The organism is Spirillospora sp. CA-128828 (genome assembly GCF_050945415.1).
Classification (GTDB): Bacteria; Actinomycetota; Actinomycetes; order Streptosporangiales; family Streptosporangiaceae; genus Spirillospora.
In genome coordinates this window covers 7,709,429-7,725,878 of record NZ_CP191986.1, presented here as the reverse complement: position 1 = coordinate 7,725,878, position 16,450 = coordinate 7,709,429, and the positions used below count along the sequence as shown (strand labels likewise).

General features: G+C 73.0%; 20 protein-coding genes and 1 tRNA gene. 10 read left to right on the top strand and 11 right to left on the bottom strand.

Annotation, left to right across the window (positions count from 1 at the left end; all coding sequences use genetic code 11):
* The first annotated feature begins 42 nt into the window (after positions 1-42).
* The 4 genes from murI to rdgB are packed head-to-tail and all read left to right on the top strand — an operon-like array spanning position 43 to position 3,014.
* Positions 43-882 (top strand): glutamate racemase, encoded by an 840-nt coding sequence (murI, locus tag ACQPXG_RS37120; protein ID WP_433463813.1) that lies wholly within the window; start codon positions 43-45, stop codon positions 880-882.
* 31 nt (positions 883-913) lie between these two features.
* Entirely contained in the window at positions 914-1,663 is a 750-nt protein-coding gene (locus ACQPXG_RS37115; RefSeq protein ID WP_433463812.1) for an MBL fold metallo-hydrolase, read from the top strand.
* 20 nt (positions 1,664-1,683) lie between these two features.
* Entirely contained in the window at positions 1,684-2,403 is a 720-nt protein-coding gene (gene rph, locus ACQPXG_RS37110) for a ribonuclease PH (RefSeq protein ID WP_433463811.1), read from the top strand.
* Positions 2,400-3,014: an RdgB/HAM1 family non-canonical purine NTP pyrophosphatase gene (gene rdgB / locus ACQPXG_RS37105; RefSeq protein ID WP_433463810.1), complete on the top strand. Its 615-nt coding sequence runs from the start codon at positions 2,400-2,402 to the stop codon at positions 3,012-3,014. The genes rph and rdgB overlap by 4 nt, the downstream gene beginning before the upstream one ends.
* Before the next feature lie 52 nt (positions 3,015-3,066).
* Here the strand turns inward: rdgB and ACQPXG_RS37100 are convergent, their stop codons facing one another.
* On the bottom strand, positions 3,067-3,558 hold the full coding sequence (locus ACQPXG_RS37100; RefSeq protein WP_433463809.1) for a hypothetical protein: 492 nt from the start codon (positions 3,556-3,558) through the stop codon (positions 3,067-3,069).
* 35 nt (positions 3,559-3,593) lie between these two features.
* Between ACQPXG_RS37100 and ACQPXG_RS37095 the strand changes: the two genes are divergently transcribed.
* Together ACQPXG_RS37095 and ACQPXG_RS37090 are read left to right on the top strand one after the other, a co-directional pair.
* Positions 3,594-4,106 (top strand): SigE family RNA polymerase sigma factor, encoded by a 513-nt coding sequence (locus ACQPXG_RS37095; protein WP_433463808.1) that lies wholly within the window; start codon positions 3,594-3,596, stop codon positions 4,104-4,106.
* A complete protein-coding gene (locus tag ACQPXG_RS37090) occupies positions 4,103-4,570 on the top strand; it encodes a hypothetical protein (protein ID WP_433463807.1) in 468 nt (155 codons plus the stop codon). Before ACQPXG_RS37095 ends, ACQPXG_RS37090 begins: the two co-directional genes overlap by 4 nt.
* Before the next feature lie 7 nt (positions 4,571-4,577).
* Here the strand turns inward: ACQPXG_RS37090 and ACQPXG_RS37085 are convergent, their stop codons facing one another.
* The 4 genes from ACQPXG_RS37085 to ACQPXG_RS37070 all read right to left on the bottom strand — a co-directional run bounded on the left by ACQPXG_RS37085 (position 4,578) and on the right by ACQPXG_RS37070 (position 8,285).
* Positions 4,578-5,498 carry an anti-sigma factor RsbA family regulatory protein gene (locus ACQPXG_RS37085; protein WP_433463806.1) on the bottom strand — a complete coding sequence of 307 codons (921 nt, stop codon included), beginning with the start codon at positions 5,496-5,498 and terminating at the stop codon, positions 4,578-4,580.
* Positions 5,498-6,406, bottom strand: a complete 909-nt coding sequence (locus ACQPXG_RS37080; RefSeq protein WP_433463805.1) for an MEDS domain-containing protein — start codon at positions 6,404-6,406, stop codon at positions 5,498-5,500. Before ACQPXG_RS37080 ends, ACQPXG_RS37085 begins: the two co-directional genes overlap by 1 nt.
* A gap of 80 nt (positions 6,407-6,486) precedes the next feature.
* Entirely contained in the window at positions 6,487-7,485 is a 999-nt protein-coding gene (locus ACQPXG_RS37075) for an anti-sigma factor RsbA family regulatory protein (RefSeq protein ID WP_433463804.1), read from the bottom strand.
* A 185-nt stretch (positions 7,486-7,670) separates the two neighbouring features.
* Positions 7,671-8,285, bottom strand: coding sequence for a TetR family transcriptional regulator (locus ACQPXG_RS37070; protein ID WP_433463803.1), 615 nt, complete (start codon positions 8,283-8,285; stop codon positions 7,671-7,673).
* Between the two features lie 41 nt (positions 8,286-8,326).
* Here ACQPXG_RS37070 and ACQPXG_RS37065 point away from each other — a divergent pair, with 41 nt between their 5' ends.
* Together ACQPXG_RS37065 and ACQPXG_RS37060 are read left to right on the top strand one after the other, a co-directional pair.
* Entirely contained in the window at positions 8,327-9,886 is a 1,560-nt protein-coding gene (locus tag ACQPXG_RS37065; protein WP_433463802.1) for an MFS transporter, read from the top strand.
* A 29-nt stretch (positions 9,887-9,915) separates the two neighbouring features.
* Positions 9,916-10,000: transfer RNA gene (locus tag ACQPXG_RS37060), tRNA-Leu, on the top strand.
* Positions 10,001-10,091: 91 nt separating this feature from the next.
* Here ACQPXG_RS37060 and bcp read toward each other — a convergent pair.
* The gene (gene bcp, locus ACQPXG_RS37055) at positions 10,092-10,559 is read right to left on the bottom strand and encodes a thioredoxin-dependent thiol peroxidase (RefSeq protein ID WP_433463801.1); all 468 of its coding nucleotides are present in this window, start codon (positions 10,557-10,559) and stop codon (positions 10,092-10,094) included.
* 152 nt (positions 10,560-10,711) lie between these two features.
* Here bcp and ACQPXG_RS37050 point away from each other — a divergent pair, with 152 nt between their 5' ends.
* Complete coding sequence (locus ACQPXG_RS37050) at positions 10,712-11,041, top strand: DUF3618 domain-containing protein (protein ID WP_433463800.1); 330 nt, start codon at positions 10,712-10,714, stop codon at positions 11,039-11,041.
* Here ACQPXG_RS37050 and ACQPXG_RS37045 read toward each other — a convergent pair.
* From ACQPXG_RS37045 to ACQPXG_RS37025, 5 genes are read right to left on the bottom strand one after another with little or no spacing between them, the layout of a single operon-like run.
* Complete coding sequence (locus ACQPXG_RS37045; RefSeq protein WP_433463799.1) at positions 10,992-11,309, bottom strand: zf-HC2 domain-containing protein; 318 nt, start codon at positions 11,307-11,309, stop codon at positions 10,992-10,994. The two genes, ACQPXG_RS37050 and ACQPXG_RS37045, sit on opposite strands and share 50 nt — an antisense overlap.
* Positions 11,310-11,341: 32 nt before the next feature.
* Positions 11,342-12,010: an SIMPL domain-containing protein gene (locus tag ACQPXG_RS37040; RefSeq protein ID WP_433463798.1), complete on the bottom strand. Its 669-nt coding sequence runs from the start codon at positions 12,008-12,010 to the stop codon at positions 11,342-11,344.
* Between the two features lie 28 nt (positions 12,011-12,038).
* Positions 12,039-13,223, bottom strand: coding sequence for an amino acid deaminase/aldolase (locus ACQPXG_RS37035; RefSeq protein WP_433470116.1), 1,185 nt, complete (start codon positions 13,221-13,223; stop codon positions 12,039-12,041).
* Between the two features lie 42 nt (positions 13,224-13,265).
* Positions 13,266-14,192, bottom strand: coding sequence for an alpha/beta hydrolase family esterase (locus ACQPXG_RS37030; protein WP_433463797.1), 927 nt, complete (start codon positions 14,190-14,192; stop codon positions 13,266-13,268).
* Between the two features lie 34 nt (positions 14,193-14,226).
* Complete coding sequence (locus ACQPXG_RS37025; protein WP_433463796.1) at positions 14,227-15,360, bottom strand: winged helix DNA-binding domain-containing protein; 1,134 nt, start codon at positions 15,358-15,360, stop codon at positions 14,227-14,229.
* 219 nt (positions 15,361-15,579) lie between these two features.
* Here ACQPXG_RS37025 and purU point away from each other — a divergent pair, with 219 nt between their 5' ends.
* Positions 15,580-16,437 carry a formyltetrahydrofolate deformylase gene (gene purU / locus ACQPXG_RS37020; RefSeq protein WP_433463795.1) on the top strand — a complete coding sequence of 286 codons (858 nt, stop codon included), beginning with the start codon at positions 15,580-15,582 and terminating at the stop codon, positions 16,435-16,437.
* Positions 16,438-16,450: the final 13 nt, after the last annotated feature.

Genomic DNA, 16,450 nt, shown 5'->3' with positions numbered 1-16,450 from the left:
TGACGCACCTGGGCGGGGTCCTGTCGCCTAGCCTTGTGCTCCATGTCAGATCCATCCCGGGGGGACGGCCTCCCAGACGCGCCCATCGGGATCTTCGACAGTGGTTTCGGGGGCCTCACGGTGGCCCGCGCCATCCTCGACCAGCTGCCGAACGAGCCGATCGTCTACCTGGGGGACTCCGCCCGCCAGCCGTACGGGCCGCGTCCCATCGCGGAGGTCCGCGCCTACGCCCTGGAGATGCTGGACGAGCTCGTCGACCAGGGCGTGAAGATGCTGGTGATCGCCTGCAACAGCGCCAGCTCGGCGATGCTGCGCGACGCCCGCGAGCGCTACGACGTCCCCGTGGTGGAGGTCATCAACCCGGCGACCCGGCGCGCGGCCCGCGCCACGTCCAACGGGCGGGTCGGCCTGATCGCCACCCAGGCCACCGTGAACAGCCGCGCCTACGACGACGCGTTCGCCGCCGCGCCGCACATCGAGCTGGTCAGCGCCGCCTGCCCGCGCTTCGTCGAGTTCGTCGAGGCGGGCGTCACGATGGGCGCCGAACTGCTGGAGGCCGCCCGCGGGTATCTGCGTCCGATCGTGGACGCGGGATGCGACACCCTCATCCTCGGCTGCACGCACTATCCCCTTTTGACAGGCGTCATCTCGTATGTGGTGGGAGACGGGGTCACACTGGTCTCAAGCGCCGACGAGACCGCCAAGGACGTGTACCGAGTGCTGCACGATCGGGGGCTGGCCCGCGCCGAGGCGAAGCCCCGGCCGCGGCACCGGTTCCGTGCCACCGGGGACCCCGCCGTGTTCGCCGAGCTCGGCCGCCGGTTCCTCGGTCCGGAGATCGGTTCGGTGGAGAACGTGTTGGGCAAGGCTCTGACCACCTGATTCCTCGGGGAGTCCAAGAGGAGGAGTGAGAGTGCGGGTCACTGTGATCGGCTGCTCCGGCAGTTTCCCCGGACCGGACAGCCCCGCGTCCAGCTACCTGATCGAGGCGGACGGCTACGCGCTGGTGCTCGACCTCGGCAACGGCGCGCTCGGGTCGCTGCAGCGGTTCCGCTCGCTGTACGAGATCGACGCCGTATGCATCTCGCACCTGCACGCCGATCACTGCCTGGACCTGTGCGGGTACTGGGTGGCGCGCACCTACCGGCCGAGCGGCCCGGTGCCGCGGATCCCGGTGCACGGCCCGGCCGGCACGGCCGCCCGGATGGCGCGGGCGTACGACCTCGAACCCCATCCGGGCATGTCCGGGACGTTCGACTTCCACACGCTCCGCCGCGGCCCCTACGAGATCGGGCCGTTCCGGGTGACGACCGCGCTGATGCCGCACCCGGTCGAGGCGTACGCGTTCCGCATCGAGCACGAGGGCCGGGCCCTCGCCTACTCGGGCGACACCGGCGCGTCCGAGGACCTGGTCGAGCTGGCGTCCGGCGCCGACCTGTTCCTCTGCGAGGCGTCCTTCCTGGACGGGCCCGGGCTGCCGTCCGAACTGCACCTGACCGCCCGCGAGGCCGCCGAGCACGCCGCCCGCGCCGATGTGGGACGGCTCGTCCTCACCCATCTGGTGCCGTGGAACGACCCGGACCTCTCCATCAAGGAGGCCAAGGCCGCGGGCTACGACGGCCCCATCGACCTGGCCCGCGTGGGCGCCCAGTACACCCTCTGAGTCCCGCTAGGGTTGGGCGCATGGCTCGCCCTGACGATCGTGCACCCGACCAGCTCCGTCCCGTCCGCATCCAGCGGGGGTGGCTCGACCACGCGGAGGGGTCGGTGCTCGTCGAGTTCGGTGCGACCCGGGTGCTGTGCGCCGCGTCCGTCCAGGACTCGGTGCCCCGCTGGCGGCGCGACAGCGGCCTCGGCTGGGTCACCGCCGAGTACGCGATGCTGCCCCGCGCGACCAACACCCGCAACGACCGCGAGTCGGTCAGGGGGCGGATCGGCGGGCGCACCCACGAGATCTCCCGGCTGATCGGCCGGTCCATCCGGGCGTGCGTCGACTTCAAGGCGCTCGGCGAGAACACCGTCCAGCTCGACTGCGACGTCCTGCAGGCCGACGGCGGCACCCGCACCGCCGCGATCACCGGTGCGTACGTCGCGCTCGCCGACGCGGTGAGCTGGATGCGGGGGCGCAGGCTGCTGAGGGGCGACCCGCTCGTCACCTCGGTCGCCGCGGTCAGCGTCGGGGTCGTGGCCGGCGAGCCCCGCCTCGACCTGTGCTACGAGGAGGACGGCGCCGCCAACACCGACATGAACGTGGTGTGCACCGGCGACGGCCGGTTCGCCGAGGTGCAGGGCACCGCCGAGCGCGCCCCGTTCGACCGGGCCGAGCTGGACGCGCTGCTCGACCTCGCGGCGGGCGGCTGCGCCGAGCTGACCCGGCTGCAGAACGAGGCGCTCGGCCGATGACCCGGATCGTGCTCGCGACCCACAACCAGGGCAAGGTCCGTGAGCTGCGCCGGATCCTCGGCGGGCTCGACATCGCCGGGCTCGACGAGTTCCCCGGCGCGCCCGACGTGCCGGAGACCGAGCTCACCTTCGAGGGCAACGCGCTGCTGAAGGCCCGCGCGATCTCCGCGTTCACCGGCCTGCCCGCCGTCGCCGACGACTCCGGCCTGTGCGTGGACGCGCTGAACGGCATGCCCGGCGTCCTGTCCGCCCGCTGGTCGGGGCGGTTCGGCGCCGGCGACCGCGACGCCGCGAACCTGCGGCTGGTGCTCGACCAGATCGCCGACGTCGCCGACGGCCGCCGCGGCGGCTCGTTCGTGTGCGCGGCCGCCCTCGTCGTCCCGGGCGGCGTCGAGCACTGCGTCGAGGGCCGGGTGCACGGCACGATCATCCGCGAGCCCCGCGGCACCGGCGGCTTCGGCTACGACCCGGTCTTCGTCCCGGACGGCGAGACCCGCACCACCGCCGAGATGACGGCGGAGGAGAAGGACGCCATCAGCCACCGCGGCCGCGCCTTCCGCGCCCTGGCGGGCATCGTCCCCGACGCGCTGTCGGCGGCCGGCCTCGCCTGACGTCCGCGAGGAAATCCCGGCGGCGTGACAACCGGACGGGGCCGGGCGGGGGTTATCGGGGGTGTAAGGAAGTCTTCCCCCCGAGGAGCAACATGATCGACAAGGGTCGCATCCGCCGCGGGCCGCTGCTCGCGCTGGCCGGACTGGGCGGTACGGGCCTCGTCGCCGCGGGCGTCTGGCTGGCCGCCGGCTCGGGCTCGTCCGAGGAAGCGGCGCCCGTCGCGGCGCACGAGACGCGGACGGCGACACCGTCGCCGGTGCCCTCGCCGCCGTGCGCCGAGCCGACGCCCACGGCGAGCCCCTCTCCGACGCCCACGGCGAGCGCGGCTCCGACGGCCACGGCGAGCCCCTCTCCGGTGCCGGTCCCCTCCTCCTGTGGGACGCCGCCGGTCGTGACGCCGCCCGCGCCGGAGCCGACCGCGACCGCCAGGCCGTCCGAGCCGCCCGCGACCGTCAGGCCGTCGCCGAGCTCCGTGCGGCCGACGCCCGTCCCGTCCACGAGGCCGCCCCGCCACGACCCGACGGCGCGGCCGGTGCCGTCCAAGCCGTCCCACGGCGGGTAGGTGCGATCTGTCCACGTTGAGCGCCCAGGAGGTCCGCGGGCCGGAGATCACGTTCGACGACTTCGTGGCCGCCACCGCGAGCCGGCTGCTGCGCACCGCCGTGTTCCTGGTCTATGACCGGCACCTCGCGGAGGACCTGCTCCAGGTCGCCTACGAGCGGGTCGCCCGGCGGTGGCGGCGCCTCGCGGACGGCAATCCCGAGGCGTACGCGCGCAGGGTGCTGGTCAACCTCGCGATCGACGAGAACAAGCGGCGGGCCCGCCGGCACGCCACGCCGGTCGGGTCGGCCGCCGACGTCGAGCGTCTCGCCGGCGGGCCCCCGGCGCCGGGGGCCGCCGGGGGCGACCTCGACGAGGTGCTGCGCGCCCTGCCGGCCAAGCAGCGGGCGGTGATCGTGCTGCGGTACTGGTGCGACCTGAGCGAGCAGGAGATCGCCGAGACGCTCGGGATCTCCCGGGGGACGGTGAAGAGCCACACCGCGCGGGCCATGGCGGCACTGCGCGGCCACATGAGGGAGGGCCGGGCGTGAACGACGACCTCGACGCCCTGCTGCGCGACCACTACCGCACGGCCGCCGACGGGATCCGCGCGGACCCCGGTACGGTCCGCCGGTTCCAGGACGCGGGACGGGCCGCCGCGCCCGCCCGGTTCGTCGCCCTGCGGCGCTGGACCTTCCCCGCCCTGGCCGCCGCGGTCACCGCCGCCGTGCTGGTGGCGGTCGCCGTGCTGTTCTGGCCGGGCGTCCGGCATCCGGACCCGCCGCGCCCGCTGGCACCCCCGGCCTCGCCGGCGCCCTCACCCTCTCCGACACCGTCGGCCAGGCCCGGGACCGTAAGGCCCAGCCCGAGCACGAGCCCGAGCACGACGCCGGAGAAGGCGACGCCGACCCCCACGGGGACCACCAGCGTCGTCCCGCCGACGGCGAGCCCGACAGCGGTCCCCGAAGGTCGGCCCTCGGGCCCCGGCGCTCCTCCCGCCACTCCGGCCGGATGAACCCCGGCTAGCGGCAGTGCAGGCGGACGAAGGTGCCGTCCCAGCCTGCGCGGAGTTCCATCAGGTCGACCAGGAGGCGGACGGTCCACAGGCCGAAGCCGCGCTGCAGGGCCGAATCGGGTGGGATGAACCCGGTCAGCGAGTCGGGGCCGGGACGCCAGAAGCCGTTGTCGCCGATCTCGCAGATCAGCTCGGAGCCGTCCTGCCACATCCAGAGGCCGATCGGGGGCGTGCCGTGCTGGAGCGCGTTGGCGGCGACCTCGTTCGCGGCGGTGACGAGGTTCTGGGCCTGCTGCTTGGCGAGGCCGTGCTTGTGGGCGCGCTCGCCGACGAACGACCGCAGCGCGTGCAGGTCCTCGCCGTCGATGGGGAGGTACTCGGCGTCGGCCGGACGGTCGAGGCGGACGCCGCGGTCGCAGCGGGACCCGAACGTCACCGGATCGACGTACTCGGTGTTCGCGCCGCGGTCGCCCTGGGCCTGCAGGAGCGGATGGGTGCGGCGCGCCTCGTTGAGGATGCGGGGCGGCAGCATCTCGGTGTCGTACGGGCACAGCGCCGTCGCACCCGAGTCGGCGAACACCACGTTGATGAGGGACTCGTAGCGGATCCATTCGAGCGTCTGCCGCTCGTCCCATCCGTCCCAGACCGGCTCGGCGAGCGCGCAGAGGGTGCGCGGGGCACTCTGCTCCACGAGGTTCTGGTAGTCCCGCAGGGTGCGGACGGGGTGCCGGTAGAAGTCGGCGGAGTCGAAGTAGCTGATCGCGTCGCCGTACGGTGCGAACGTCTCCCGCAGGGCGGTCAGGTTCGGCTCGCGGACGACGACGACCACGACGCGGTCGCGCTCCATACCGGATCGCAGGTACGGGACGCTGACCGACAGGAAGTCGTCGCTGCCGCCGTACAGGAAGGCCCTGTGTTCCAGACTCATCAGGCGATGCCCTCCGGCTGTGGGAGCCCCCGCCCGCGGGCGAGGCCGGGAAGACGGTGCCAGCCGACCATCTCGATGACGCTCTCCACGTCCGGTGAGAGGTGGTCGAGGACCAGCGACGATTCGGCGGGCAGCCGGGTGGCGTGCTTGGCCAGCAGGTGCAGCCCGCCGAGGTCGATGAAGCCGAGCCGGGAGAGGTCGAGGTGGACGCTGCCGCCGCCCGGCCGTAGCTGCCCCAGCTGCTCGGCGAACACCGTGTGCCGCGCCGCGTCCAGCTCTCCCTCGACGCGCAGCCCGTCGGGTTCGAATGTGCGCACTATCTTCAGGATCCCGTCATCGAATTCGGGGTTCACTTCCACGAGGACCTCGTGTGTGTCGCGGAGGGCGTTGAGCTGGTCGGGCGGGCACGCGCGCCGATCGATCTGGCAGATCGCCATCGCCATCGTGCTCGGCGAGACGGCGTCGCCGACCTGGTGCTCGCAGCCCAGCATCCGGCCGAGGTCGGACCGTCCCGCCTCGTTCAGCAGCCAGCTGTAGTCGGTGGTGAGGCGGACCGCCCGGAAGCCCTGGTCGAACGCCGTGCCGACCTCGTGTCCGAGGGTGTCGACCATCATGGCCGGCTGGAACGCGCCGCTCCGGTCGAGGCAGGCGTCCCGCCGGGAGATGACCCGCAGCCGGCCCGCCGCGATGTGGGCGTGCACGTCGATCCGGTGCGCCGGCCCGAGCCCGGGCAGCCGCTCGGGCGGGGAGTCGGTGACGTACACGACCTTCTCGTCCGTCTCCAGGCCCTCCCGGACGAAGGGCCCGATGACCCGGTCGCGCTCCTCTGGACCGCTGTAGGCCAGCCAGCCGTGATCTCCGGGCCGGACGGCGCTGACGGGGCGTTTGGCGAACCAGGGTGTTTCCATGGCCTGCCCATCGGATGTGAGTCGGACCTGTTCAGCGTACGCCCGTTCGGAATATTTGGAAGCCCAACGCATGGAGTTCCTCACGCTGTGTTCATGTCGGTGGTGACGCCGGCGGGAAGGGCGAGCCGCAGCCGGACGGCGGTGCCGGCCTCGCCCGTCCGGATCTGGACGATGGAGCACAGCAGCCGCACGGCCCACAGCCCGAACCGGCCGCCGGCCGCCGTGCCGTCGCCGGGTGCGCCGCCGTCCGGTTCCGGCGGGACGAGGCCGTACCCGGTGTCCGGCGCCCACCGCCCCGTGTCGGTGACCTCGCAGACCAGCGCGGCGGCGTCCTGCGACGCGTCCGTCCACATGCGCAGGACGATGGGCGGCTCGCCGTGCCGGAGCGCGTTCGTGACGACCTCGGTGACCGCGACCAGGAGCCGCTGGCGGTCCTCCTCCGGCAGAGGGGTGTTGCTCGCGCACTCGGCGACCCACGCCCGGAGCCAGTACAGGTCGGGCCGTTCGATCGTCAGTGTCTCGGCGTCCTCGGGCGGCGCGGGCAGCGGCTCCTCGTCGCACTGGGCGCAGTACGTCCACGGGCTCACGAAGCCGGGGTTGGGCAGGGTGCGGGCGCCGCGCACGGTCTCCGGGTGCGTCTTGCGTCCGGCCGCGACGACGGAGGCGGGGAGCGCGGCCGCGTAGGGGCACATGATCGCGGCACCGGTGCCGCGGAACGCGATGTTGAGGACGGCCTCGGCCCGCTGCCATTCGACGACCTCCAGCGGCGGCCGCGTCGCCCACACCGGTTCGCCGAGGAGGCGCAGCCGCGTGCCCTGCCGTGCGGCCGCGCAGGCGTCGCCCAGGCAGTCCGCCAGCGTGCGGGAGGGGTGCGCGTACCAGCCCGCCGCCTCGGTGAACTCGACGTCCGCCGCGGCGGGGCCGAGGGCGTCGCGCAGCAGCAGCTCCCGTCCCTGCCCGCACACCGCGAGGACGCGGTCGCCGGCCTCGACGCCGGCGCGCAGGAACGGCACGGCGCCGCCGAGGTACTCCTCCACCCCGGCGTAGGGCAGCAGGCGATGCGTCAGATCGTCGCTCACGGCGTTCCCGCCGGTTGTGTGGTCATGATGGTGTCACCGACTGCGCGGGGCGGACGGACCCGACCAGCCTAGGCCGCCCGCCCCCGGCCTGCCGAGACCCTCTTTTCAAATACTGCGGTGGCATGCGCGGCGTCCCGTCCGGAACCTCGCGGGCGGCGCGTCCCTAACCCGGACCGGCCTTCTGATCACCGGATCCGGGGACGGTGCGGTGACCGGTACAGGACGGCGCGGCCCCCGGGGGCGAGCCGGTGGATTAATTCATCGGGCGCCATGGACGCGACGGGTTCCACGGCGAAGAGGTAGCGGGCGAAGATCAGCCCGGCGAGCTGCGTGCCGAACGCGCCGGCCCGGGCCCGGGCGTCGTGGCCCCCCAGGTACTCGGCGATGCGGTCGATCATCTCGCGTTCCAGGATCTCCCGCACCAGCCTGGTCAGCTCCGGGTCCTGCGGCGCGGTGCGCACCATGAAGATCAGCGGCCCGCCCCGTTCGGGATCGTCCCAGGCGGTCAGCAGCGCGTGCAGGACCCGTTCGGGCAGCGTGGCGGGGTCGCCGGGCAGCGCGCTCGCGAGCACCTCGGGCGGGTTGGCGACGAGCCCCAGCACCGCGCCGAACAGACCCTTCTTCGACCCGAAGAAATAGCTGATCAGCGCGGCGTCCACGCCGGCCTCGGCGGCGATGGCCCGCATCGTGACGGGCGCGTAGCCGTCGGCGAGGAAGCGGCGGCGGGCCACGGTGAGGATCGCCTCGCGGGTGTCGGGGCTGCCGCGCCTGCGCCCGCGCGACGTCCCGGATTTATTCATCACAGTTGAAATATAGCTCCGGCAAGGGCCAGAGTCGAAGCATGAAGACCACCGATGAGGGGCCGGGCACCGTCCATCGCGCGGTGCTGCCGGCCGTGATGCTGTCCCTCGCCACGGTCGTGTCGGCCGTGGCGTCCCTCAACACCGCGGTGCCGTCGATCGCCCGCGACACCCACGCCGGCCTGACCGAGCTCGCGTGGATCATCGACGCGTACGCGCTCGCCTTCGCGGCCCTGCTGCTGCTCGGCGGCGCCATCGGCGACCGCTACGGGCGCCGCCGCGCGCTCGCCACCGGGCTGGTCGTCTTCGCGGCGGGCTCGGCCGCCGCCGCGCTGGCCAGCGACCCGGGCTGGCTGATCGCGATGCGCGCCGTCCTCGGCGTCGGCGCGGCGCTGGTGATGCCGGCGACGCTGTCGACGATCACCTCCACGTTCCCGGCCGCGCAGCGCACCCGCGCGGTCGGCGCCTGGGCCGGTGTCGCCGGCGCCAGCGCCATCTTCGGGCTGCTGGTGTCGGGCACCCTGCTGGAGGCGTGGTCGTGGCGGTCGGTGTTCTGGATGAACGTCGTCCTCGCGGTGATCGCGCTGGTCGCGACGCTCGCGGTCGTCCCGGAGTCCGCCGACCCGGACGCGCCGCGGCTGGACCTGGCCGGCGCCGTGATCACCGTCGCCGGGCTGGGCGCCGGCGTCTACTCGATCATCGAGGCGCCGACCGAGGGGTGGGGCAGCGCCCGGACGCTGCTGGGCCTCGCCGCCGCCCTCGTCATCCTCGCGGGCTTCGTCCTCTGGGAGCTGAAGCGGCCGAACCCGCTGCTCGACCCGCGGCTGTTCCGCATCCGGGCGTTCTCCGCGGGCGCCCTCACCATCACCCTGCAGTTCTTCGGCTTCTTCGGCTTCGTCTTCATCATCCTGCAGTACCTGCAGCTGGTGAAGGGGCACAGCGCGCTGGTCGGGGCGCTCAGCCTGGTGCCCATGGCGCTCACGATGATGCCGTTCGCCCGCGGTGTCGCGCCGCGGCTGGCCGCGAAGCTGGGCCCGCGCCGGGTCATCACGGCCGGCCTCGTCTTGGTCGCCGTCGCGATGGTGATCTTCTCCCTGCTGGACGAGCAGAGCACCTACTGGCTGCTGCTCGCGGGCCTGATCCCGTTCGGCGCGGGGATGGGCCTCGCCATGACCCCGTCCACCGCCTCGATCACCGACGCGCTGCCGCCCGAGAAGCAGGGCGTGGGCTCGGCGATGAACGACCTGGCCCGCGAGCTCGGCGGCGCGCTCGGCATCGCCGTCCTCGGCAGCATCCTGCAGTCCGCCTACCGGGCGAACCTCGATGTCGGCAACCTGCCGGGCCCGGCCGCCGAGCAGGCGAAGACGTCCCTGGCGGTGGCGATGCGGCTCGGCCCGCAGGCCGCGGACCAGGCGAGGGCGGCGTTCAGCGACGGCGTCCAGTCCGCGTTCCTCACCGCGTCGGTCGCGCTCGCCGTCACCGCCGTCGTCGTCGCGGCGCTGTACCGTGCGCCCCGCCACTCGGCCGCCGAGCCCGCCGGACGGGACGCCGTGCTCCAGGGCGGGAAAACGGCCCCGACGCCCACCGGTGACAGCCGCTAAGCTGAACGCGCCTCCTGAGGGCGGCACCGGCGGGCGTGGCGAAATCAGGTATACGCGGCAGGTTTAGGTCCTGTTGGTGGCGACACCGTGGGGGTTCGAATCCCCCCGCCCGCACCGGCCCGCGCAGCGCGCGGGCCGGATCGGCGTCTCGTGGGGGGCGACCCCCACACCCCCGAGAGGGGACGCGGGGGCGACCCCCACACCTCTAGAGCCCGAGTTCGCGGCGGAGGCGCTCGACGTGGCCGGTGGCCTTCACGTTGTAGTACGCCTTCTCGATCTTGCCGTCGGCGCCGATGAGGAAGGTCGACCTGATGACGCCGACCACGACCTTGCCGTACAGCTTCTTCTCCCCGTAGGCGCCGTAGGCCTGCAGGACCTCGGCGTCCGGGTCGGACAGGAGCGGGAAGGTGAGCCCCTCCTTCTCCCGGAACTTGGCGAGCTTCGCCGGCTTGTCGGGGGAGACGCCGACGACGGTGACGCCGGCGGCCTCCAACTCGGGCAGGCTGCTCTCGAAGTCGACCGACTCCTTGGTGCACCCGGGCGTCATCGCCGCCGGGTAGAAGTAGAGGATCACGCGCTTGCCGCGCAGCGAGGCCAGCGACACCGGAGCCTCGTCGGCGTCGGGAAGTTCGAAACCGGGGGCGACGTCGCCCGGCTGCAGCCGCTCGGACACCCTGACCCGCCTTTCGCTCGGATGGTGGGTCCAACGGTACCGGCTGGGGTGTGACGGGCGTCCGCCGGGAAGACCTGCGACACTGTTCGGATCATGCTTGGCTCGTCATGGTTTCGCCCCACGCGAGTCCGCCCGACACGATAGGAAACGGCATGGCTGACAGGAGCCGCGACCCGCAGGCGCTGGAACGGGAGATAGAGCGCACCCGCCAGGAGCTGGCCCGCACCATCGACGAGCTCGCCGACCGGGCCAACCCGAAGCACATCGCGCAGCGGGGCGCAGAGCGGCTGAAGGAGGAGGCGGACCATGTCGCCAAGGCCCTCGGCGCGCTGGTCCGCCCGTCCGACGAGGCGAAGGACGACGTGGACGACGAGGAGCGCGAGGGCGGTCAGCTCGACAGGCGGCTGCTGCTCGCGGGCGTCGGGGCGGCCGTCACCGTGACCGCCCTGGTCCTCTGGCGCCGTAGGCGCAAGCGCCGCTGACGCCCCTCCGGAAGGCGCCGGTCCGCGTTCCGCGGCCGGCGTCTTTGCGTCCGGGGACCGTGTCCTTGCGCGCCTGGACGGCGCCGCCCCACAGCCGGGCGGAGTGCGCGAGGAGTTCGGCGACGTCGCGGAGCTCGGCGAGTTCGGCGCGGCACGGCGGGCAGCCGCGCAGATGCGCCGACAGCTCGTCCGCCTCGGCGCCGGCGAGCCGCCCGATCGCGTAGACGCCGAGACCGGCGCGGTAGGTCCAGCAGTCCGTTCCTCCCACACCATGGAGTACGGGGCCGGGCCCGCGGCCGTTCAGCCGAGGTCGGGGGGCGTCGCGGTGAACCGGGCCTCGACGGTGGCGCGGACGATCTGCGTCTCGGGCTCCAGGTCGATCGGCTCGGGCTCCTCGGCGGCGTCGCCCATCCCGCGCCCGTAGGCGGCGAGCGCGACGGGCCCACCCGCGTCCACGTCGCGGCCGAGCCCCTCGTCCGACAGCTCGACCAGGCCGGTGAGCCGGGCGCCGAGCGCCTCGGCGTAGCTGCGGGCGCGCGCGACGGCCTCGTGTGCCGCCTGCCGCGCGGCCCGCCGGTACACCTCGCTGTCGCGCCGCAGCTCCCAGTCCGGCCCGGTGACGGCGGTGCGCTCCAGGTCGCCGAGCCGTGCCACCAGCTCGCCGAGCACCCCGAAGTCGCTGACCGAGATCTTGATCCAGACGGTGCCGCGGTAGGCGCGGATGTCGCCCTCGCGCCGCCGGTACTTCAGCAGGGGCGTGATCGACAGCCCGCCCGTCTCCAGCTTCTCGACGGCCTCGCCATAGGACTTGACCAGCTCGAGGCAGCGCTGGTTCCGCTCGGTGAGCCGGTCGAGGGCGGTGCGCCGGTCGGACTCCTGTGACTGCACGTGCACCGACAGCCGCGCGATCTCCGGCTCGGCCTCCAGCACCGCCTCACCGCGCACACTGATCAAAGGAGCATCGCTCATGCTCCCAACGTAGACCGTCCGGCGGTGCTCACAGGAACGTGTGGCCCTCGCCTCGGTAGGTGGGGACGGTGCGGACGTGGTGGTCGTCTTCGATGAGGTGGAGGGCGGCGAAGCGTTCGCAGAGTTCGCCGGCCTTGGTGTGGCGGAACCAGACGCGGTCGCCGACGGACAGCAGGTCGGCGGCGCGGCCGAGCAGCGGCGTCTGCACCTCGCCCGCGCCCTCGTTGCCGTCGTAGGCCAGCCCGGTCGGCAGGTAGGGCTGGGGGAGGCGGACGGCGTCGGCCGGGCCGGATGCCAGGTAGCCGCCGCCGAGGCAGGTCGCGACGCCGGGGGCCGGGCGGCGGACGACGGGCAGCGCGAACAGCGCGGCGGGCCGCCCGGTGAAGTTGGAGTACTGGTCGAACAGGTGCGGCTGGTAGAGGCCGGAGCCCGCGGCGACCTCGGTGACGGCGCGTTCGGCGGCGGTCTTCTCGACGCTGCCGGTGCCGCCGCCGTTGACGAACTCCAGGTCGGTCAGCTCCCGCACGGCGCGGACGATCGCCGCCCGGCGCCGGGCCAGCTCCGCCCGGGACTGCCGCTGCATGGCGCGGATGACGCGGCCCCGCGCGGGACGGCCGGGCGGGACGTCCCCGACGCCGGCGATCTGCGACTCGTAGGCCATCAGCCCGACGAGGTCGAGCGACGGCCGCTTGAGGATCCGCTCGGCGAGCGCACGGACGTCGGCGGCGGTGCGCAGCGGGGAGCGCAGCGCGCCGATCCGGATCCGCCCGCCGAGCGGACGGTAGGAGGCGTCGATGTCGATGCAGACCCTGATCGTCCGGTCGCCGGCGGCGGCCTCGATCAGGTCGAGGTGCTCGGGGGAGTCGACCATCAGCGTGATGGCGCGGGCCGCCCGGGGGTCGTCCGCCAGCGCGGCGATCGCCGTCCGGTCGGCGGTCGGGTAGGCGACGAGGATGTCGTCGCTGACGCCCTCTCCGGCCAGCCAGAGCGCCTCGGGCAGGGTGAACGCCATGATCCCGGCGAAGCCGTCCATCGCGAGGACGTCCTCCAGGAGCGCCCGGCAGCGCACCGACTTGCTCGCGACCCGGATCGGTTTGCCCGCGGCGCGGCGCACGAGGCCGGCGGCGTTGGCGCGGAAGGCCGCGAGGTCGACGACGGCGAACGGCGCCTCGATTCCGGCCGTCGCGGTGTCATAGCGGTCCCGGAGGTTCATGCTCGTCACACTGCCACTCTACCGGGCAAATATGAAAACTCCTCATGTACGAGGATGGGTGGCGAAGAAGTTCCAGAGCATCGCGCCGGCCTCGTCCGGCCAGCGGTGCGTCCCGCCATTGATCTTGCAGAAGGTCACCGCGACGCCGCGCCCGCTCTTGCCCGTGCTCTCGCAGTTCGTGCCGTCGCTCAGCGCCTTCACCCGCTCATGCGGCTCGGGCAGCCCGGCGACCTTGCGCCAGAAGTCGACCGCCCTGGACACCGGCGGGAACGGACGGCTGTCGTTGAAGTCGCGGTTCCCGCCGCCGTCGTAGGGGACGTTCCGGTCCGCCGTCCCGTGGAAGATCATCGCCGAGACCGGCCGGCCGGGATCGCACTTCGTCACGAGCGCGCCCTCGACGACCCCGATGGCCGCGATCTCGCCCGGCTTCTCGCAGGCCATCCGGTAGGCCATCCCGGCACCGTTGGAGAAGCCGGTGACGTAGACCCGCTTCGGGTCGGCCATCCCGGCGCCGGTGACCTTGTCGATCAGCTTGCCGAGGAAGCCGACGTCGTCGATGTGGCCGATCTTCGCGGCGCCGCAGCAGTCGCCGGCGTTCCAGGTGGTCATGAAGCCGTCGGGGTAGGCGACGAGAAAGCCGTGCTCGTCCGACAGCCTGTCGAACCCGGTCAGCTTCTCCATCTGGCTCATGTCGGCCAGGCCGCCGTGCAGGGCGATGACCAGCGCGGGCGGATCGGCGGGCTTGCCGCTCTGCCACTTGCCGTCCGCCATCTTGGCCGGGACGTGCAGCAGGTACTCGCGGTGCCCGATCGTCCCCACGTCGAGCTTCTGCTTGTGGGTGCCCTGCGAGGTGGGGATGCCGTCCACCTTCTCCGGGCGCCCGCCCTCCTCGCCCTTCTCGCCGGGCTTCTCGGTGCAGCCCGCGAGTGCCAGGGAGACCGCCAGTAACACGAGCGCGATTCGCCGCATGGGGGCAAAGGTAACCCCAACGGAAGCCCGTAAACTACTCGTCAGTAGACAAGGTGGTCACACGGACCGTCCGGGTCTCGGTGCCCGCGGCGGCGAATCCGATGAGCCGGTGCGCCTCGGCCTCCAGTGCCTCCGCGTCGTCCGCCGAGACCTTCTCATACGTCCTGATCGTCAGGACGGCCTCGTCCCGCCCGGTCTCCAGCGTCCATTCCCCCGCGGTGACGCCGTCGAGGAGGACGATGCTGGGCGCGGGCCTTCTGGCGGGATAGTTCTGCGCGCGGTACTGCTCCGTGACGAACCGGCTGCGGTCGGCGTGCGAGAGCAGCAGGTTGTCGAAGTCGTACAGGAGGCGCGGGGGCGCCGGGGTGTCCGGGGCCGGACGCGGCGCGTCCGGAAGGTCGAAGAGTTCGCGCCCGTTCTCGTCCTCGAACGTGACCAGGCGGGGGCGGAGCCTGTCCATCACGGTCTTCAGCCTCGTCAGACCGGACCATGCCTGCACGTCCATCACGGAAGCGGGGCCGAACGCCGCCAGATAGCGCAGGATCATCTCGTCCAGCGTCGCCTCCTCCGCGAGCGGCTCGCCCAGCCAGGCCTCGGCGGTCGTGTGCGCGATCGGGCCGCTCTTCCCCCACACGCCGCGCGGCGGCACCTGCACGAGCGCCATCCGGCAGCGTGCCGCGTAGGCGAGGGAGGCCTCGGCGCGGTCGCCCCAGCCCGCCTCCCGGCCATGCTCGGCGAGCAGCGCGCCGAGCTGCCGTCCGGTCAGCGGTTTCTCCTCCAGAAGCGGCCGGGCGGCGGCGACCAGCTCGTCCATGTCCAGGCCCTGGACGGGCTTGCCGTGCGTGTGGTTCCGGAACAGGTCCCGGTCGAGGACGGGCTGGATCAGCGGTCGCAGCCACAGCGCGTCCCGCGCGCTGACCAGGTGGATCGTCGACCGCATCAGCGCGAGCCGGACGATCCGCCGGCCGGCCAGCAGGTCCGCGACGTCCTCGGGCGTGACGTGGTCGAGCCGGATGCCGAGCCCCGCGTACCAGGAGTGCGGGGTCTGCGCCTGGAGCCCGTCCAGCCGCTCGACGGCCTCGACCACGGGCATCGCCGCCCGGGCGAGAAGGAGCTGCCGGTCCAGCGTGGCGCGGTTCACGGCGCGCCGGGAGAGTCGCTCGCTCATGCGCCTCATTCTGGTGTTTCGTGCTTGAAATGTCTAGAACGGAATGCTCCGTTCTATTACATTGGGACTTCTGCCGCAAGCTCGGCCGACCCGGCGCCCGCGCGGTCGCCCCGGCATGGAATCGCGGGCCCGGTCGGCCGGGGCGGCGGCGGGGCGGGGGCGCCGGCGCGTAAGCTCGGGTGAACATCCTGAGCTGCCGATTCCCGTGCCGACACAAGAGTGAGATCCGTGAACGAATACGTGCTGACCCTGTCCTGTCCCGACCGTCCCGGCATCGTCGCCGCCGTGTCGGGACTGCTGGCCGAGCGCGGGTGCAACATCGTGGAGAGCCAGCAGTTCGGCGACGCGGAGTCCGGCACCTTCTTCATGCGGGTCCAGTTCGCGGCGCCGGCCGACACCGACCCGGACGAGCTGCGCGGCGCGATCGGGTCCCTGGTGCCGGAGCTCGGGCTTGAGTGGCGGCTGCACCCGCTGGCCGAGCGGCCGCGCGTCCTGATCATGGTGTCGAAGGGCGGGCACTGCCTGAACGACCTGCTCTACCGGACGCGGTCCGGGCTGCTCGACATCGACATCGTCGCCGTCGCGTCCAACCATCCCGACCTGCGGCCGCTCACCCAGTCGTACGGGATCGACTACCACCATCTTCCGGCGGGGCCGGGCGGGAAGCCCGCGCAGGAGGCGGAGATCCTGACGCTGGTCGAGCACTACCGCGCCGACCTGGTGGTCCTCGCCCGGTACATGCAGATCCTGTCGGACGACTTCTGCGCCAAGCTGCCCGGTGCGATCATCAACATCCACCACTCGTTCCTGCCGAGCTTCAAGGGCGCCCGTCCCTATCACCAGGCGCACGCGCGCGGGGTGAAGCTGATCGGCGCGACCGCGCACTACGTCACCGCCGACCTGGACGAGGGGCCGATCATCGAGCAGGAGGTCGCGCGCGTCGACCACACCCACAGCCCGGAGGAACTGGTGGCGGTGGGCCGCGACGTGGAGTGCCTCGCCCTCGCCCGCGCCGTCCGCTGGCACGCCGAGCACCGCGTGCTGCTCAACGGTGATCGGACGGTCATCTTCCGCTGACCTGCGGATCTCC